Here is an 18,917-nt window from a genome sequence, read left to right as displayed (position 1 = left end):
TTTGCAATTTTTTTTCGTCTATTTATATAACAATCAACAACAAAAAGGAATTACGATATCTCTTTGTAAGATTGAATTAGTCGATTGAATAGCCTTTGCATTGCAGAGGCTATTCTGTTTTAAAAAAGTATAGGAAGTACAAATTGGAATAGTAATATTAGTAATGCTACAGCTATTAGGTTTAAAATAATACCAACTCTTGCCATTTGTTTTACTTTAATATAGCCGCTGGCGAATACTATTGCATTTGGTGGTGTAGCCATTGGTAGCATAAATGCACAACTACTAGCTATTGTAACTGGTATAAGTATATGTAACATTGGTATGTTTAAACCAATTGCAATACCAGCTACAATAGGAGCTAAAACAGTTATTAAAGCAACGTTGCTCATAAGCTCTGTCATAAACAACATTAGTAATATTAATAATGAAACTGTAAAAAAGATATTAATGTTGCTGTTAGATATTGCTTCTGTAACAGTAGTAACTATACCTGTTGTAGCCATACCATTTGCTAATGCTAAGCCTCCGCCAAAAAGTACTAATATTCCCCAGGCTAACTTTTCTGTGTCTTTCCATTTTAAAATAAAATCTCCTTTTTTTAAGTTGTAAGGCACAGCAAATAAAGATACTGCAGCTATCATACTAATTACAGTATCTGACAATCCTATGCTTGGAAAAACGGAATTAATTAGGGTTCTAAAAATCCATAAGAATACTGTAATTGCAAAAATTACCAGTACCATTTTTTCCTTTTTACTAGTTGGTCCAAGTTTTTTTAATTCAGAATTGATAACGTCTTTTGATGCAGAAAACTCAAGTTGCTTGTTAGGAAACATCCACTTTACAAGCACAAAGTAAATAACAGTTAGTAATACAATTGAAAAAGGTAAACCAATAATCATCCACTTTAAAAATGATATCTCTATGTTATATTGTTCTTCTAATAGCCCTATTAAAACAGAATTTGGAGGTGTACCAATAATGGTAGCAATACCGCCTGCATTTGCAGAAAAAGCAATACCAAGCATTACGCTTAAGGCAAAGTTTTTATCGCTTTTTGTAAAACCATCTTTATCATTAACTAATAATTTTATTACAGATACAGCTATTGGTAGCATTACAACTGTACTTGCAGTGTTACTAATCCACATACTTAAAGTTGCAGTAGCAATAATAAAACCCAGTACTACTTTATTGGGTGTAGTGCCAGTAATTTTTATAATGTTTAAAGCTATACGTTTGTGTAAGTTCACTTTCTCTAGGGCAAGTGCTAAAATAAAACCTCCAAAAAATAAAAAAATAATTTTATTACCATAGTTAGCACCTACTGTATTTAAAGGCATTATTTTTAATATAGGAAACAAAATTAAGGGTAGTAGTGCGGTAACAGAAATAGATACAGCTTCTGTTATCCACCAAATAACCATCCAAAGAGCTATTGCTATAACAGCATCTGCATTTGTAGATAGTATTGTAGTAGGTAGTAGTAAAATGCATAAAAAAACTAGAGGTCCGGTTACTAGTCCAATTTTTTTGCTTAATGCCATAATGTATAATGCTTATAGTTATACAAATATATAATTTGCAAGCAAACTATAAAGTTTTAGCAGGTACAAGCAAGTATTTAATAGTAAAATAACAAGTTAACTTAATCTTCTTTTGCTAATTGTACCATTTCTAAAGTTGTTTTGTAAAGCGGTTTATTTTCCATTTTACTTTTTAGCCAGGCATAAAAACTCATTACAAAAATGTCTTCTTTTTCTTTTCCTACCCACTCAAAAGAGTTTTCTACTTTTGCTTTAAATTTATCCGTAACTAGTTGTGATGGATTTTTATAGTAAAGTTCTATAAAAGATAAATATGTAATTGCTCGGTGCTGATTTATTTGTTTTAAATACTTAAAGTAATTTCTTTTAAAGCTAAGTAATCTAGACTCTACAAGGTTTATGTTATTTAGTTCTATATGTAAAATAATCTCAATTAAATTCTTTTTTATTACCCAATCTTTACCAGCTTTACTCTCATAATATTTATCTGTATGGTAAAATTTAGAGAATATTTGCTGTGCGTCTTTAAATCTGCCTCCTTGAATGTAAAAAGTGCTTAAACCTAAATGAATTTTTAGTAATGAATCTATATCACTGTGTTTACTATTAATGTGTTGTTCTAGTATACCAATGGCCTTGTCTTGTTGGTTGCTGTAGTTGGTGTTTAAAGCAAGTAAAAATTGGTGTTTTAATTTAAAAGTATTGTAATATTTTTTGTTGTTTGCTAACATTTGCGTTTCCATTAGCTTTAGATAGTGAAGTGAGTCGTTAAACTTTTTATTTCTAAACAGTGTGTTGGCAATTAAAAACAAAACTTCTATATGGTAAAACAATTGCTTGGTAGCGCTTTTATGTGTTTTTAAAATAGCGTAGGTTTTTATAATAAAAGGTTCTGTTTTTAAATAGTCATTGGTAACAAAAGCAGGTATACTAACTAAGGTTATTAGTTGGTATAAAGATTTAAACGATAAAGATTCTGTTATAGTTATTTTATGGTCTTGTAGTGTGTTTTTTAATAAGGTTTCTATATCTATAACATCTCCTTTGTAAGTAATGTTATTTAGTGTCTGCCTCATTTTAGCATATACTATATTTAGTTGGTCTTCTAATAATAAGTTTTTTTGGTTGCTTTTAAATTGAGTAATAAGATTGGAGATATTTATTTCTGGAATTGCATATGCATACTGAATTTTAGTATGGTATATTTCGTTTAAAATGGCAAATAAATAATGAGCCTCTGCTAATACTTCTGCTTTGTCTAGTATTTTATAGGCAACTTTATAGTGCTTATTGTGTAAAAAAGACCTTGATGCTAATATGTACTTTATAATTTGCATATCAACAGAATTTTCTTCTTCCAAATTAATATTAGCTATAAAATCTATTAAAGAGTTGTACAGGCGTTTTCTTAAAGCGTGGTATGCATTTTTTTTGTTGCTGTAAAGTTGTTTGCAAATTTCTGCAGAGGACAGCTTGTTTTGTTGTAGTAATTTAAAAAGCTGAATGTTTTTAGTGTCGTTACGTTTGTTCTTTTTCTTTAAAAAAAGTACAAATTGTTGTTGCTCTTCTACTGTAAGTGTGGTTACAATTACGTTTAAATCTGTCATTTAATCGTCATTAAAAATATGAATAACTTATTAAATATAATGTATTTTTATTTATAGTATTAAATTATATCGTCAGTTTTGTACGTAAGTTGTGTTGTTACAGGTTTTAAATCGCTACATATTTGTACCGTAATCAAAACACAAAAATTATGGATTATCAAACAAATGTTTCAGTAGAAAAAGAATTGAAATCAAAAAAGAAGAAAAGTAAAAAAGTGTATGATCAAAAACCAACAGCAGCATTTATAGGTGCAGCTTGGACTTCTTTATTTGTAGGTATGGTTGCTTTTTGCATTGGTTTGTGGAACGCAGATATGCTATTAAATGAAAAAGGATATTACTTTACAATTTTACTTTTTGGACTATTTTCTGTAATATCTGTACAAAAAGCAGTGCGAGATAAGTTAGAAGATGTACCTGTAACAGATATTTATTATGGTATAAGTTGGTTTGCTGCAGTAGCATCTATTGTGCTGTTGGTAGTTGGTTTGTGGAATGCAGATTTATTGTTAAGTGAAAAAGGGTTTTATGCAATGTCTTTTTTGCTAAGTTTATTTTCTGCTATTGCAGTACAAAAAAACACAAGAGATGTGCAGTATATAGACCGTAATGATAAAAATGAAGATTAATTTAACAATACTTAAAAATTAAAACAAACAAGGTTATTTGTTTTGATGATGGTTATCTTTTAACCAAAAACAGCGTTACTTAATAGTAACGCTGTTTTAAATTTATAAGAGTTTGGCATTATACTATTTCTACAAATAAACCATCATCAGTTTTATTCACTTTAGCAACACCATTTTTGGTTAATTCTTTAATAGTTTTATCCCATTTTTTATTGCTTAAACCAGATGAAGATTTTAATTCATCCAAAGGTAGTTTTTCAGCCTTTTTTAAAAGAGCTAAAACAGTTTTTCCTTCATCACTTAAAGCAACAGCTTTACGCTCTGGCTTCATTTGAGGAAAAAACAATACTTCTTGTATAGATTGGTTGTTGGTTAAAAACATAATTAACCTGTCCATTCCTATTCCCATACCAGATGTAGGAGGCATACCGTATTCTAAAGCACGTAAAAAGTCCTCATCAATAAATTCTGTAGCTTCATCATCACCTTTAGCAGCAAGTTTTAATTGGTGCTCAAAACGTTCTCTTTGGTCTATTGGGTCATTAAGCTCAGAGTATGCATTTGCAATTTCTTTACCACAAACCATTAGCTCAAAACGCTCTGTAAGTTCTGGGTTATCTCTATGCTCTTTACAAAGCGGACTCATTTCTTTTGGGTAGTCTGTAATAAATGTAGGTTGTATATAATTGCCCTCACATTTTTCGCCAAAAATTTCATCAATAAGTTTTCCTTTACCCATTGTGGCATCAACTTCTATCCCCATACCTTTAGCAGCTTCAAAAATTTCAGCTTCAGTTTTACCAGTAATATCAAAACCAGTAAAATGTTTAATAGAATCTGCCATAGTTACACGTGCATAAGGAGCTTTAAAATCAATTTTATGCTCACCAAATGTAGCTTCACTTGTACCGTTAACAGCAATTGCACAATGTTCTAATAATTTCTCACAGAAATCCATCATCCAATTATAATCTTTGTAAGACACATAAATTTCCATAGCTGTAAACTCTGGGTTATGTGTTTTGTCCATTCCTTCGTTTCTAAAGTTTTTAGAAAACTCATAAACTCCATCAAAACCACCAACAATTAAACGCTTTAAATAAAGCTCGTTAGCAATTCTCATATACAACGGAATATCTAAACTATTGTGGTGAGTAATAAACGGCCTTGCAGCAGCACCACCAGGAATAGGTTGTAAAATAGGAGTTTCTACTTCAAAATAACCAGCGTCGTTAAAAAAACTACGCATAGCATTAAAAAGCTTGGTACGTTTAACAAACACTTCTTTAACGTGCGGATTTACAACTAAATCTGCATATCTACGACGGTAGCGTAACTCTGGGTCATTAAATTCGTCAAAAACTTTACCTTCAGAATCTACTTTTGGTAACGGTAATGGACGTAAAGATTTACTAAGTATTGTAAACTTTTTAACCATTACTGTTTTTTCGCCAACTTGTGTTGTAAACAAATCACCTTCAATGCCAATAATGTCTCCAATGTCTAATAATTTCTTGTAAACATCGTTATACAAAGTTTTATCATCACCTGTACAAATTTCATCTCTGTTAAAGTAAACTTGTACTCTGCCTTCACCATCTTGTAACTCTGCAAAAGAAGCTTTTCCTTGTATTCTTCTAGACATTAATCTACCAGAAATTACCACCTGTTTACCCTCTTCAAAATTTTCTTTAACTTGTTTAGAGGTAGTGTTAACTGGGTATAAATCTGCCGGATATGGGTTAATGCCCATTTCTCTTAGCTTGCCTAATTTTTCCCTTCTGATGATTTCTTGTTCCGAAAGCTGCATATATCTATAATTAAGGCTGCAAATATAGTTACAAACTAGTAATCTATCAAAGTAGAAAGTACATTAGCATACAAAGGTTTTTAAATTTTTACATTTTGATGTTAGTATGTTGTATATCATTAGTGTTAAATGTATTGTTTTTGGTTGATGAGTATTTGGTTATCAACCTTATAAAAGAAGCTTAAATAGAGTTTTTTAAGAAAATTGAAAAAAATAGTAACAAATAGTGTTTTGTTACGTCTTATAGGTACATCAATCAAAATAATAGTAAATGAGTTTTTGGAGAGTTTTATTAGCTATCTTATGTCCGCCTTTGTCTGTAATAGGTAAAGGATGCGGATCTATAGTTATTGTATTTTTATTATGGTTATGCGGTTGGGTTCCTGGTACAATTGCCGCGCTTATTATATTGAATAATCCGGACAGATAGTTGTATCTTTGTGGTATGAACAAAGAAGTATTTCTACAAGATTTAGGACAGAAAGATTATAAGGAAACTTGGGACTACCAAGAAGATCTTTTTAAAGAAACTTTAGATATAAAAATTAAAAACAGGCGAGAAGATGCAGGTTTAAAAACACCTAATCATTTTTTGTTTGTAGAGCATCCGCACGTGTATACTTTAGGTAAAAGTGGTGATATGGCTAATTTGTTAATAGATGAAGAACAATTGGCTAAAAAAAATGCGACTTTTTACAAAATAAATAGGGGAGGAGATATTACGTATCATGGCCCTGGGCAAATTGTAGGATATCCAATTTTAGATTTGGATAACTTTTTTACAGACATACACAAGTACTTACGTCTGCTAGAAGAAATGGTAATTTTAACCTTAGCAGAGTATGGCTTAAAAGCGGAACGTTCTGAAGGAGAAACTGGAGTTTGGTTAGACGTAGGAACGCCTTTTGCGCGTAAAATTTGTGCAATGGGTGTGCGCGCTAGTAGGTGGGTAACAATGCACGGTTTTGCCTTAAATGTAAATGCAGATTTAGGGTATTTTGATCTTATGATTCCGTGTGGAATAAAAGATAAAGCAGTAACATCTTTAAATGTAGAGCTAGGTGAAAAAGAAGTAAATATAGCAGAAGTAAAAGATAAATTACTAAAGCATTTTACAGCATTGTTTGAAGCTGAAATGGTTTTAAAATAGGCTGCTAATTTTTAAACTTGGTTAAAATATTTGTAGAGATGAGTTTTCCGTTTTTGTTGTAATCCTCGCTCTTTACCATACCTATACCTTCTGCAATCCATTGTTTGTATTTTGTGGTACTTTTTATGCCCATTTTTATTTCGGTGTCATTAGTTAAAATAACGCAGTCAAATGTGCCTGCAGGGGTAGTAACAGTTTCGTTGCCTAAAACCTTTCTGTTTGTCATTTTAATAAACATTTTAAGTTTTATTGCGCCGGTTTTTACAACCATATCTAGGTTTGCATCTGGTAGGGTTGTACCAGGAGTTAGGTTGTTAGGTAAGTTAATATTATTGCCAGTTAGCTCAAGGTCCATATCTTTATACTGTTTTAAAAGTTGGTTGTTAAACATAGATTTAAAGTCTATACTAATACCTTCCTCTGTACACTCTATATCATATTCTGTATTGGTAATAAATTCTCCTTTTTTGTCATAGAGCTCTGTAGCAATGGTAGCAATGTTATTATTTACGCTTTTTACAGTGTAATTTACAGATGTGGTTTTTTTTCCTTTTTTATCATATGAGGTAATTTCTGCTTTAACATCAGAATTAAAAGGATAATATTTACTGCAGTCACCTTGGGCAAAAATTGCAGTAGAGCACGTTAATATAAGAGCGAGTATAATTGTATATGTTTTCATAATCTAACAGTGTTTTAGTGTTCTGTTCTTTAATAAAAATGAACGCTTGTAAATATACTGTTTAAGATATAAAAGGTGTAGTTAAATTGTGTAAAGTGCTGTAAATGATGTATTAATGGTGCTTTTTAGTTTATTTTATACACAATTATAGAGTTGTCTAGGTCTTTAGCAACTAGCTCTAACTTTTTATCATTGTCTATATCAGCTAAATCAATTAATGAACTCCCGTAAACCGGAAAGTTTTGTATTGGAGCTGCATTACTATCAAACAAATATATTTTCTGATTTTGTAAATCGGTAACGCTAACATATATTTTATTGTTGATGTAAAATATCTTTGGTTTGCTATACATACCTAAATCAAGGCTTACTTTTTTTCCTTTTATACTAATGGTGTTTTGGTCCATTAACACCAAAGTATTTGTAGTAGCATCTAAACCGTGATCTTTAATAAGGTTAAACTTTGTTGCCGCTGTTTTTCCGTTTGTAGCTATTTGGTGTAATATTGCTGTGGTATCTGTAACTGTAAATTTGTTTTTAAATAAGACTACATCATTGTTAGAAAATGCAATTTTATTAGTTGTTTTAACGCGTACTTTGCCAACTCTGTTTAAAATTTTAAGCGAGCCGTCTTCAAGCATAAAAACCAAATAATCTTTATTGCCAACCACAAAATGCTTTGGTTTTCTAACAATAGAACCACTTGCTTCTGTATATGTAAAGCCATCTACTATTTTGGCTTTAGAGTTGTACATAAATACTTTTTTGTCTTGGGTGACAACAAATCTGTAGTTTTTGTTGTTTTCATAGTCAAAAACAGCTAAATCGTTTAAGTTTCCACCATCATAAGTTATAGAGAATGGTTCTACTGTTTCTCCGTTTCTGTCTAAAATTATAAACTGGTTATTTGTTGTAAATGCAAATTGTAATCTTCCGTTTTTGTAGAGGTCTACTTGGGTTATTTCTCCTTGTATTTTACTGTCTAGCTGTTTTTTCCATAATACTTTACCATCAGTAGAAATTAAATATAAATTGTTTTCAATATCCTGAACAATAATTTCTTTTTTATTTGTTCTGTGGTTTTTTACAAACTGTGGGTTTGTTGCTAAATCATTATCAAGCTGCACTGTAAAAATAGGGGCAGTAGTATTTGCTTCTGTTTTAGTGTTTATTTTTTGAACCGTAATGTTGGTGTGGTAAAAATTAGCATCTGCTACTAGTTGGCTAGCGTAAAAGTAGTTGTTTAGCTTAAGTTTATTGTTTTTTGTAAAATTAGAAGCAATTATTCCTTCAAGCTTTTTAGAATTAGAAATTTGTAAAACTGAAGATTGTTTTGCCATAGTTTCTGTAGCAGATTTGTAAAGTGGTGTTTTATTAAAAGTAGTACCTGCTTTGTAGTTGCTAATAATGTCTTGTAAAGTCTCAATTTCTTCAGTAAAAATAAAAGCATTACCTAATATAGTATAGTAATTTGCTTTAAAAGAATTTACTAAAGGACTAAATAAAGCTGATAAGATAGTATTGTTATTTAGTGCAACTATAGGATTGTCTGTACTAATATTTTTTTTAAACGTACTTAGGTATTCATCTATATTATCTGCGCCAAAGGTTTGCAGTAAAACTGCTTTTTTAGATTTTGTTGTAATTATAGCTATTTCTTCAACAGTAGTAAAAATTGAGTCAATTTTAGTTTCTTCACCTAAATACTCTAATCGGTTTTTTGCAAATGTTGCATAGTTTGTAAAAGTGTAAGACGTAATTGCTTCTGTTTGTAAAGGAGCATATTCTTGCACTCTATTGGCCACAGCTTTAGTATTTTTAAATAAACTTAAAAAGTTGGTAACACTATCATTAGTTGTGGTTATACCTGCTAAATTTAGTAGGTTTTGTTTTGTGTTAATATCTAAAGAAATCCAGTTTGTATTTTCGTTATTGTGTAAACTGTCTATAGGAAAAATGTTTTTTAAAAATGTATTACTGTTTTTACGAGTATACAGTGTAGCAGTTTTGTTGTTAGATGCATTGTATAACTTATATATATTGTTGTCTATTTTAGTATTGTTGCCAAGAACGTCTGCTATTAAACTTTTATCAGAAGAAAACAGCGTAAAGGGTTTGCTGTTTGCTACAAAACAGGAAGTGCTATCTACTTTGTATTTTTTATAATTAATATTGTTAGAAGATGTGGTGCTGTTTGTGTAAAGGCTATCAAGATTATTAAGGTTTACAGAGTCTTTGGTAATGTAAAAATAATTGTGTTTAATACTATCTTTAGCAATAAAGGCTAAAAGACCTTTAGTGTTGGGTTGTATATGATTTAGGATTTTGCTTGCGTCATAAAAGCTTTTTAATTGCTCAGAATTTTTTAATGAACTTAATATGTCATTGTTTTTTATACTGCTAGTTAGGCTATTGTAGTCGTTTATTTTTAGCACAGTAGATGCGCGGTTAGGGAGGTAATCTAAAATAACGGTTTTAGTTTGTTGCTTGTTAGTGCAACTAAAACAGCATATAGTAAGTAAACCAATAATAATTTTTAACTTCATACAAATACAACTTATAGTAACAAAGTTAAATTAATTTACTTATAGCGGAAACTTTAATTGCTCTGGTAATTGTTTAAAGCTTTTGCGGTGGTATTTGGTTAGCCCAAATTCTCTAATAGCTTCTCTATGTTCTTTGGTAGGGTAGCCTTTGTTTTTTTTCCAGTTGTACATAGGAAACTCTTTGTGTATCTTTTCCATATATGCATCTCTATATGTTTTTGCTAATACAGAAGCAGCTGCAATACTCAAAAATTTAGAATCTCCTTTAATAATACACTCGTGCTTAATTTTTTTATAGGGTTTAAAACGGTTGCCATCAACAATTATAAACTCTGGTTTGGTAGTTAATTTATCTATACTTTTATGCATAGCAAGTATAGATGCGTTTAAGATGTTTATTTCATCTATTTTTTTTGGGTAAATATGAGTAACCCCATAGCAAATAGCTTGTTCTTCTATAATGGGTTTTAAAAGTTCTCTTTTTTTTTCAGAGAGTAATTTGGAGTCGTTTAATATATCATTTTTAAAATTCTCTGGTAAAATAATTGCAGCAGCGGTAACGGGGCCAGCCAAACAGCCACGGCCAGCTTCATCAGTTCCTGTTTCATTAATTAATTTGTAGTAAGATTTTAACATAAAAGGAGTATTATCTAATTGATAATACAAAATTAGTATTAATAATTATTAGGCTGAATAAAATTTATTGGTAATAAATAATTTTAGTGTTACTTAAATGATTAACAATTTATAATTTTTATATTATATATTGATACTTTATATGAGTACTTAAATTTCTTACAATGTTAGCATATTGTCAGTTAAAAGTGTCTTTTGATATAGTATTAATAATATTATTTTTTGATCTTAATGACTTTACTTGTTAAAAAATAAATATGAAACATTTTAGCTGTTTTTTTGTTTTTTATTAAGATAAAATTATGATTTTAGCGTCTTACTAACTCAAAAAATAATTAAATGAAAACAAAAGTAACTAGATTGTTAGTGCCTATTTTGGTGCTTATTTTTAGTAGTTTTTCTTATGGACAGGAAAAAACTATTACAGGTACTGTAACAGACCATGAAGGTCTAACTTTGCCTGGGGTTTCTGTGTTAGTTGTAGGTACAACAACAGGAACGCAAACAGATTTTGATGGAAACTACACTATTAAAGCAAGTGTGGGTCAAATTTTAAGATTCAGTTATGTTGGGCAAAAAACAACTGAAAGAAAAATAGGAGCATCTAATACTATTAACCTTCAAATGGAAGAAGATGCAGAAGCTTTGGATGAAGTAGTAGTAGTAGCATATGGTACAACTACTAAAGAAGCATTTACAGGTTCAGCTTCTGTTATTGGTTCTAGCGATTTAGCTAAAAGAAGTGTTACTTCTCCAATTGCGGCTATTGAAGGAAAAGCTACAGGTGTTCAATTTACTTCGGCTTCAGGGCAACCAGGTTCTTCACCTGGAATAGTTATTAGAGGTGTTGGTACTTTAAATGGTGGTTCTACACAACCTTTATATATTGTAGATGGTATTCAGTTTGAAGGAGCTTTAACAAGTTTAAATCAAAATGATATTGAGTCTTTAACAATATTAAAAGATGCAGCCTCTACTTCATTATATGGTTCTAGAGCAGCTAATGGTGTTGTGTTAATTACAACTAAGAGCGGAAGAAAAAATTCTTCTTTATCAGTTAATTTATCTACGCAGTATGGTGTAATAACTAAAGGTATTGGCGAATATGACGCTGTTGGACCAGGTCAATATTATGAATTAATGTGGGAAGCTTACAAAAACTCACTAGGAGGTTCTAATCCAGAGGTAGAAGCTTCAGCTTCAATTTTTAATAGATTAGGTTATAACCCTTTTAATGTTGCTAATGATCAAATAGTAGGTACAGATGGTACATTAAACCCTAACGCTCAGGTTATATACCAAGGATTAGATTGGTATGATGCTTTAGAAAGAACAGGCAGTAGAGTAAACCACTCTATTGATGTTTCTGGAGGTGGTGAAAATCATCAAGTTTTCTTTTCTGCATCTTATTTAAGTGAAGATGGTTACGTTATAGAAAGTGATTATGACCGTATAACATCTAGATTAAATGCAGACTTTTCTCCAACTGATTGGTTAACGTTAGGTGGTAGCATGAACTTAGCAATTACAGATTCTCACGGCCCTACAGGTGCAGGTAGTAGTAGTATCGTAAACCCTTTCTCATGGGCTAAGGATTTGGGGTCTATTTATCCTGTATATGTAGTAGATAACAATGGAGATATAGTGTTAGATGAAGCAGGTAAACCTCTTTATGATTTAGGTGAAGGTTATGCAGAGTATGGTATACAATCAAGACCAAGTAATCCAGGTCGTCATGGTATTGCAGAAGCAATTTACAATGAAGAGTCAACAAAAGTAAATAATATCGGATTCAGGTATTTTGCAGAATTTAAACTTTTAGATGGTTTAAAAGCAAGATTTAACTATGGTCAGGATATTCAGGATTACATAAATAAAAGTTACGAGAATAATATTGTAGGAGATGGTGCTCCAACTGGTAGATACGGAGAAACTAGATACCGTAGAACAACAGAGAACTTTAATCAAATTTTAACTTATACAAAGTCTTTTGGGTTAAACAACTTTGATGTTACTTTAGGTCATGAAAGTTTTGATAGACATTATTCAGAAAATAGTGGTTTAGCAAACACACAAACTGCAGCAGGGATTTATGAGTTTGATAACTTTTCAGTAGTATCTAGCTTAGGTGGCTATAGTTCTGATAAAACTTTAGAAGGGTATTTTGCAAGATTAAACTATAATTTTGACAACAAATACTACATTAGTGCTTCTGCAAGAAGAGATGGTTCTTCTGTTTTTAGTAGTGATGTTCGTTGGGGTAGTTTCTACTCAGTAGGTGCTTCTTGGAGAATAGATCAGGAAAACTTTATGAAGAATGTTTCATTTGTAGACAACTTAAAATTAAGAGGTTCTTACGGTGAAGTAGGTAATGATAATTTAGGAGATTTTTATATTTCACAAGCTCGTACAACATTATACTCTAATGCAGGTGCACCAGCAATTTATTTCTCAGATTTAGGAAATAACGATTTAAAATGGGAAACATCAGAAAGTTATGATGTTGCTTTAGAGTTTGGTTTGTTTGGAAATAAAGTTGAAGGTTCTGTAGAATACTACAAGAAAAATACAACAGATTTACTTTACAATTTACCAATACCTACATCAGAAGGTTTAAATGAGGCGCCTTTTAATATTGGAGATATGTATAATTCAGGTTATGAATTTGGTATTACAGGTCACTTTTTTAGAGGTAAAGAGTTTAAATGGGATTTAACTTTACAGGCTTCTACATTGAAAAATGAGATTACATCACTTCCAGATCCAAGTATAAACGGATCTAAAAGATGGGCAGAAGGCCGCTCTCGTTATGATTTTTACTTGTATGATTTTGCAGGTGTAGACCCAGCTAACGGAGATGCATTATATAATATGTATGAAGAAGATGCTGAAACTGGTGAATCAGTTCCTGTACTAAATGAAGATGGTAGCCAGGCAACTACAAATGATTTTCAAGAAGCTGGTAGAGCATATGCAGATGCTAGTTCTGTTCCAGATTTAATTGGTTCTGTTTCAAATAGTTTTACATATAAAGGTTTCGCCTTAGATTTCACAGTAGTTTATGGTATTGGCGGAGATATATTAGATTACGGTTATGCTGCTATGATGCATGAAGGGGATTATGGTAGTTCATTACATCCAGATGCCTTAAAAGCATGGCGTCAGCCAGGAGACATTACTGATGTTCCAAGGCTAGAAAATGGTGCGGTAAATCAATCACAATCTTTATCTACTAGATTTTTAACAGATGCATCTTATGTAGCTTTAAGAAATGTTAATTTATCTTATACCTTAGGTGGTGATATCTCAGATAAATTAGGAGTTAATAGTTTAAGGTTTTTTGTGTCGGGTGAAAACCTATACTTAAAGAGTAAAAGAACTGGTTTAAATCCGCAGTACAGTTTAGCCGGAACACCTTCTGGAAATGATTATAACCCTGCTAGTGTTTTATCATTAGGATTAAACGTTTCTTTTTAATTAAGATATAAATAAAAAAATAAAAGTTATGTTAAGAAAAACATATATAATGTTAGCGGCAGTATCGTTTATTGCTCTAACAAGTTGTACCGAAGATTTTTTGGACAATAAACCAACAAATGCTATTTCAGCAGAAGATGCTTTGTCTACTCCTGCAAATATGGATTTATTATTAAATGGCTTGCATAGGCAAATGTATGCTCAGAACCCTTTACCGGGTACTGCATCGTCTAGGTCTGGTCAAAGTTATTATATGCCTTCTTTTGATGCTATTGGCGGTAATATTATTCACTCTTCTAGAGGTAATGGTTGGGGTAGAGCAGATTTACAATGGTTAGCTCATACAAACGCAAATTCCACTACAGTAGATAATTTATGGTATGAGCGTTATCACTTTGTTTTTACGGCAAACTCAATTATTAATAGAGTAGCTGAAGGAGATTTGCCAGAGACTGCAGAGTTAAATAATATTTTGGGTCAGGCTTACGCTTATAGAGCTTGGGCTTATCATCAATTAGTGACTACCTTTGCTAAAGGTTATCTTATAGGTAGTCCTTCTACAGATTTAGGGGTTCCTTTAGTTTTAGATACAGGAGCGCCTTATACAAGTGCGCCAAGAGCAACTGTAGAAGCAGTTTATACGCAAGTTGAAGACGACATTAAAAAGTCTATAGAGTTTTTTGAAAATGCTACAGCACCTGATAATAAGTCTAATATTTCTATAAACGCAGCATATGGTATACAGGCACGTATTGCTTTGTCTAAAGGAGATTGGCAAACAGCTGCAGATGCTGCTGTATCAGCAAGAGATGGTTTTGAGTTGCTAGATGAAAGCGATTGGTTATCTGGTTTTAATACTACAGATCTTTCAGAAGTAATTTGGGGAGGTCATGTGATAGATACCGAAACAAATTATTTTCAATCTTATTTCTACTTTATTTGTTCAACTTTTAACGGAAGTCAAAACAGAAGTAACCCTAAGATAATCAATAAAGAAGTTTATAATAATATTCCAGACACTGATTACCGTAAAAAAGCGTGGTTACCTTTAGCTCCAAATACTAATTCTAGTGCGTCTAATGGTCAAGGTGGTAGTTTTGAAACTGACCCTAATTATGATAATGCAGATGATTTTTGGGATGAGTGGGAATCTATTATTTCTCAGTACGGAATGACAACAGGTCATAATACACATCCGTATATGTCTATGAAATTTTTGCAGAAGAACCCAGGTACTATAGATCCAGATGATGTTATTTATATGAGAGCATCAGAAATGGTTTTAATTGAAGCTGAAGCTAAAGCAATGATGAATGATATTACTGGAGCACAAGATGCTTTAGCTCTTTTAGGTGAAGCAAGAGATTCTGCTTTTGATAAAACAGCTTTTGCAACTCAGGCAGACCTTATGGATCAGATTAAATTTCAACGTCATGTAGAATTATGGGGAGAAGGATTTAGTTATTTTGACCACATTCGTTGGGATGAAGGTTTAGACCAAACTAATTCTGGAGCATCAGAAGTTTTATATGGCGATGGTTTTATGCAAGAAAAACCATCATTAAACGATGCTTGGATATGGAAAATTCCACAAGCTGAAATTAATGCTAACCCAAATATTAGTGAGGCAGACCAAAATTAGTAATAGCTTGTTTTAAAATTTAAAAGCCTATAAGTGCATTATGTATTTATAGGCTTTTTTAATTAATTATACTACGTATGATTGCTTTATGTTTTCTTTAACTTTTTCAATTATCTAAAACTACGCTTATTAATAATAAAAAAATAAACAGTTATTCCACTATATGTAAACAAGGTATAATTATTACAATTATTGTTGTTTTTTTTGATGTTTTTGATTATCATTTATATTAATTAATCAGTAACAATTTGTTATTTTTTTCTCCAATTATAGCTTTTTTATTGAGACATTAGCTGCTTGTTGTTTATTAAATTGTTAATTATTCATTTTTGATGTTTTTTTTAACATATGCTGTTTTCGTTAACACTAAATTCTTGGAATGTTAACTATTAATTAAGAGTTTTGTGGGGTACTAACTCAAAAATTAATAATAAATGAGAACGAAAGTAGCTTGGATTTTAACACCCTTGTTGGTGTTATTTATGAGTTTCTCTTACGGACAAGAGAAAACAATTACTGGTAATGTTACAGACCAAGATGGTTTGCCTTTACCAGGAGTTTCTGTATTAGTTGTGGGTACAACAACAGGAACTCAAACAGATTTTGATGGTAACTATACTATTAAAGCAAATGTAGGGCAAGTATTGCGCTACAGCTATGTTGGACAAAAAACAGCTGAAAGAAAAGTTGGTTCTTCAAGCACAATAAATATTCAGCTGGCAGAGGACGCTGAGGCTCTTGAGGAGGTTATTGTACTAGGTTACAGTACTAAATCTGTAGATGAGGTAACTGGTTCTTCTGTGCAGGTTAGTTCAGAAGATATCAAAGATGTTCCTGTTCTATCTGTAGATCAGGCTTTACAAGGTAAAGTTGCAGGTTTACAAATATCTACAACTTCTGGTACTCCAGGAGCACAACAGGATATTAGAATACGTGGTGTGGGTTCTATTAATGCAAGTAACTCTCCACTATACGTAATTGATGGAGTTCCTGTAGTAAGCGAGAACTTCTCAGGTAGTGCTAACAGAACTTCTCTTAGTTCACTTGTATCTCTTAACAGTAAGGATATTGAATCAATGACTGTTTTAAAAGATGCATCTGCAACTGCAGCTTATGGGGCTAGAGGTTCTAATGGTGTAATTGTAATTACAACAAAAAGAGGTAAATCTGGAAAAGCAGTATTTAACTTTTCATCAGTTTTAGGTTTTCAAAACAATGCTTACAATAAAAGAAATCCTTTAACAGCAACACAAAGAGCTTCGTTAATTGATGAGGCAACCTTTAATGCTTATGGAGAAAGTTATGATTTCGAAATAGATGAAGCTAGGGATTTTGCAATAGCTAATAATTTAGGAAATATAGCTAATTGGGATGGTAGTGAGTATGATTGGCCAGGTCTAATTGAAAATAAAGACGCATTAATACAAGATTATAATTTTTCTGCATCAGGTGGTACAGAAAAAACAAATTATTATGCATCTCTTGGGTATAATGAAACTGAACCTACAGTTATTGGTGATTCTTTCAGAAGAATATCTGGTAAGTTAAGTTTTCAAACTTGGCTTAGAGACAATGTTAAGTTAGATAATTCTATAAACGTATCTAACTCTAGACAAAATCCAGTATTAGAAAATGGGGCTTTCTTTAATAATCCACATTTAACTAGATACTATATGAATCCTTTTGCTAATCCTTACAATGCAGATGGGACTTACAATATAAATAGCTTAGGAACTTCTGTATTTAATACATTATATACTAATGAGAACGATGAAGTTTACAATAAGTACACTAGAGCAACTACTAATACTAAATTAGATTGGGAGTTAATTGAAAATTTAACTTTTTCTTCTCGTATAGGTTTAGATTTTTCATTATCAGAGTATAAATCTTATAACAACAGGTATCATGGAGATTCTGATGGAGATGTTAATGGTAGTAGTACTGCTTCAGATGAGAAAAACTACAATTGGGTTTCTCAAAATTCATTAAACTATCAGTTTAAATTAGGTTCTAAACATAATTTTGATGTAACTGCTTTATTTGAATATCAAAAAAATAATTATACATACTTATACGCTTACGGTGAAAACTTTTCTACTGATGGTTTAACAAATATCGCAAGTGCAGGATCTAATTTTGATGCTTCTTCATCTTTTACAGATTGGACTAATATTTCTTATTTAGGAATGTTAAATTATAACTTTGATGGTAGGTACATCTTAGATGCAACTTTCAGAAGAGAAGGTTCTTCAAGATTTGCAAATGGTCATAGATATGGTAATTTTGGATCAGTTGGTTTAGGTTGGAATGTTCATAGAGAAGCTTTTTTAGAAGGGTCAGTTTTTAACGAATTACGTTTAAGAGGTTCATGGGGTGTAACCGGTAACTCTGGTATTGCTACAAATACATATCAAGCATTTTTAGCTTATGATGCAGATTATGCTGGTAACGGTGCAGTTTATCCAAGTCAGTTAGGAAATGAATTTTTATCTTGGGAAAACGGAGAAACTGTAGATGCTGGTTTTGATTTTGGAGTATTTGACAACAGATTATCAGGTAGCTTTGCTTACTTTAACAAAAGAACTTATGATCTATTACAAAATGTTCCATTGTCACCAACAACTGGTTTTACTTCTCAAAACACTAATGTTGGAGAAGTAGTAAACAAGGGTATAGAGGCTCAACTTAATTATGATATTTTTAGAGGTGAAGATTTTAGTTGGAGTATTTCAGGAAACTTTGCAACTGTAAACAACGAGGTTACTAAATTAGCTTTAGATAGTACAGGTGAAGATATTAATCCAAGTGCTACGAGTACATATAAAACTACAGAGGTAGGCTTACCTATTGGAGCTTGGTTTATGCGTACTTGGGCAGGTGTAGATACTGAAACAGGTGAACCTACTTGGTATGTAAATGGAGTAGATGGTGAAGTTACATCTAACTATGCTTCTGCAGCAAGGGTAAATCAAGATGAAGCTAGTGCATTGCCTACTTTCTCTGGAGGTTTGTCAACTCATATAGAGTACAAAGGTGTTTTTATTGATGCTAGTTTATACTATGCTGGCGGACATAAAGTATATGAGCAATATGCGCAGCACTATTTTAGAACTAATAGCTTTACTTTAGGTTCTTACAATGGTGTAGAAGAACTTTTAGAAAGATGGCAACAACCATGAGATGTT

General features: G+C 31.6%; 12 protein-coding genes. 6 read left to right on the top strand and 6 right to left on the bottom strand.

The window, feature by feature from the left end:
- Positions 1–119: 119 nt before the first annotated feature.
- Both CELLY_RS03440 and CELLY_RS03435 read right to left on the bottom strand, forming a co-directional pair.
- Positions 120–1,550 (bottom strand): SLC13 family permease, encoded by a 1,431-nt coding sequence (locus CELLY_RS03440; RefSeq protein ID WP_013620262.1) that lies wholly within the window; start codon positions 1,548–1,550, stop codon positions 120–122.
- Positions 1,551–1,651: 101 nt separating this feature from the next.
- Positions 1,652–3,157 carry a hypothetical protein gene (locus tag CELLY_RS03435; protein ID WP_013620261.1) on the bottom strand — a complete coding sequence of 502 codons (1,506 nt, stop codon included), beginning with the start codon at positions 3,155–3,157 and terminating at the stop codon, positions 1,652–1,654.
- A 149-nt stretch (positions 3,158–3,306) separates the two neighbouring features.
- On the opposite strand from CELLY_RS03435, the gene yiaA reads away from it, so the two are divergent.
- Positions 3,307–3,786, top strand: coding sequence for an inner membrane protein YiaA (gene yiaA, locus CELLY_RS03430; protein ID WP_013620260.1), 480 nt, complete (start codon positions 3,307–3,309; stop codon positions 3,784–3,786).
- Between the two features lie 118 nt (positions 3,787–3,904).
- Here the strand turns inward: yiaA and lysS are convergent, their stop codons facing one another.
- A complete protein-coding gene (lysS, locus tag CELLY_RS03425; RefSeq protein WP_013620259.1) occupies positions 3,905–5,596 on the bottom strand; it encodes a lysine--tRNA ligase in 1,692 nt (563 codons plus the stop codon).
- A 271-nt stretch (positions 5,597–5,867) separates the two neighbouring features.
- Between lysS and CELLY_RS16860 the strand changes: the two genes are divergently transcribed.
- Together CELLY_RS16860 and lipB are read left to right on the top strand one after the other, a co-directional pair.
- Positions 5,868–6,026: a YqaE/Pmp3 family membrane protein gene (locus CELLY_RS16860; RefSeq protein ID WP_013620258.1), complete on the top strand. Its 159-nt coding sequence runs from the start codon at positions 5,868–5,870 to the stop codon at positions 6,024–6,026.
- A gap of 15 nt (positions 6,027–6,041) precedes the next feature.
- The gene (gene lipB / locus CELLY_RS03420) at positions 6,042–6,746 is read left to right on the top strand and encodes a lipoyl(octanoyl) transferase LipB (RefSeq protein WP_013620257.1); all 705 of its coding nucleotides are present in this window, start codon (positions 6,042–6,044) and stop codon (positions 6,744–6,746) included.
- A 4-nt stretch (positions 6,747–6,750) separates the two neighbouring features.
- Here the strand turns inward: lipB and CELLY_RS03415 are convergent, their stop codons facing one another.
- The 3 genes from CELLY_RS03415 to CELLY_RS03405 form a co-directional block, all read right to left on the bottom strand.
- Entirely contained in the window at positions 6,751–7,428 is a 678-nt protein-coding gene (locus tag CELLY_RS03415) for a TapB family protein (RefSeq protein WP_013620256.1), read from the bottom strand.
- Positions 7,429–7,553: 125 nt separating this feature from the next.
- Positions 7,554–9,974, bottom strand: a complete 2,421-nt coding sequence (locus tag CELLY_RS03410; RefSeq protein WP_013620255.1) for a hypothetical protein — start codon at positions 9,972–9,974, stop codon at positions 7,554–7,556.
- A 39-nt stretch (positions 9,975–10,013) separates the two neighbouring features.
- The gene (locus tag CELLY_RS03405) at positions 10,014–10,610 is read right to left on the bottom strand and encodes a ribonuclease HII (RefSeq protein WP_034646455.1); all 597 of its coding nucleotides are present in this window, start codon (positions 10,608–10,610) and stop codon (positions 10,014–10,016) included.
- A 339-nt stretch (positions 10,611–10,949) separates the two neighbouring features.
- Between CELLY_RS03405 and CELLY_RS03400 the strand changes: the two genes are divergently transcribed.
- The 3 genes from CELLY_RS03400 (at position 10,950) to CELLY_RS03390 (ending at position 18,911) form a co-directional block, all read left to right on the top strand.
- Positions 10,950–14,087, top strand: a complete 3,138-nt coding sequence (locus CELLY_RS03400; protein WP_013620253.1) for a SusC/RagA family TonB-linked outer membrane protein — start codon at positions 10,950–10,952, stop codon at positions 14,085–14,087.
- Positions 14,088–14,115: 28 nt separating this feature from the next.
- Complete coding sequence (locus CELLY_RS03395) at positions 14,116–15,729, top strand: RagB/SusD family nutrient uptake outer membrane protein (RefSeq protein WP_013620252.1); 1,614 nt, start codon at positions 14,116–14,118, stop codon at positions 15,727–15,729.
- A gap of 434 nt (positions 15,730–16,163) precedes the next feature.
- A complete protein-coding gene (locus tag CELLY_RS03390) occupies positions 16,164–18,911 on the top strand; it encodes a SusC/RagA family TonB-linked outer membrane protein (RefSeq protein ID WP_244847040.1) in 2,748 nt (915 codons plus the stop codon).
- Positions 18,912–18,917: the final 6 nt, after the last annotated feature.

The organism is Cellulophaga lytica DSM 7489, assembly GCF_000190595.1.
Classification (GTDB): Bacteria; Bacteroidota; Bacteroidia; order Flavobacteriales; family Flavobacteriaceae; genus Cellulophaga; species Cellulophaga lytica.
Note: the sequence above shows the minus strand (reverse complement) of the source record. Positions and strands in the feature narration are given on the sequence as shown.